The organism is Serratia sp. HNCC26DJ244 (assembly GCF_057180565.1).
In genome coordinates this window covers 1-991 of sequence record NZ_JBXUGO010000075.1, presented here as the reverse complement: position 1 = coordinate 991, position 991 = coordinate 1, and the positions used below count along the sequence as shown (strand labels likewise).

General features: G+C 44.5%; 1 pseudogene. It reads left to right on the top strand.

The annotated features are described in order from the left end of the window. Positions 1–321: 321 nt before the first annotated feature. Positions 322–856 (top strand): annotated as a pseudogene (locus tag AC2A06_RS18595) (IS5 family transposase); the annotation flags it as partial. Between the last annotated feature and the right edge of the window lie 135 nt (positions 857–991).

Sequence of the window (991 nt, the reverse complement as noted above, 5' to 3'; positions counted from 1 at the left end):
CCTGAGACTTAAATGATGTTTTAACCTTTGCTCCGTGATGGTTCTCTGACCTCCCTTGGTGGGAACAGATATCGTACGCTACGTGGAGAACTGGTTAAAATGTAGATACAAGACTGATTAAACTTCCACCATTGTTGCTGAAAAAAGCAACGTTTTGAATAAGAATGTTCCGAATAACTTAGGGGAAGATGATCTTTCATGGTGGATTATTAGGTAGCATGATGGACAGCTGCAATTACTTTCGACAAAAACTAACCAAAACAGCATAATCTGCTAATAACGATATCAACAGATGAATACTGGTCAACGCTAATCCACTTGATGCTGAGAACAGGTCGCGTCTATAGCAAGCCAGAACCCAGAAATACGGTGGAAGGTATTTTGTATCGAATGCAGGTTGGCTGCCCTTGGCGTGATGTCCCAGGCACTTTTGGACATTGGCGTGCCATCTATCGGCGGTTTAACTTGTGGTCAAAGAAAGGCGTTCTTAATGCAGCTCTTTGTCGAGCTTAGGCAATTGGCTGATTTAGAATGGCATTTATAGACGGTCGCATCGTTAAAGCCCATCAGCATGGGCAGGCGCTTACTCTGAGGGGAAAGCGTCTATAGAAAAAGGGCAGGGTGGCAACACGACGAAAATCTATCTGGCTGTTGACGATTGTGGTTTAGCGATAGATTTCATTGTCACGGGTGGTGAGGTTTATGACAGTAAAGTTGCACGAGAATTGCTTGATAGGTGCCAGATGCAGAGCATGGCATTGCAGATAGGGGTTGTGACAGTGAGAAAATCCGTGAGCAGGTTCGGCATAAAAGAGGTATACCGACCCTACCACGGAAACGGAACTCAAAGATTGGGAAGCGTTATTCACTGCTATTTAACAACGCATTGCTATTTAACAATGCACTGCTATTTAACAACAATATCTACCCGACGGCCCTGGGTGTTACAGCTACTATCTTGATGCTTGGCATTGGCTACACACTGCTCAGT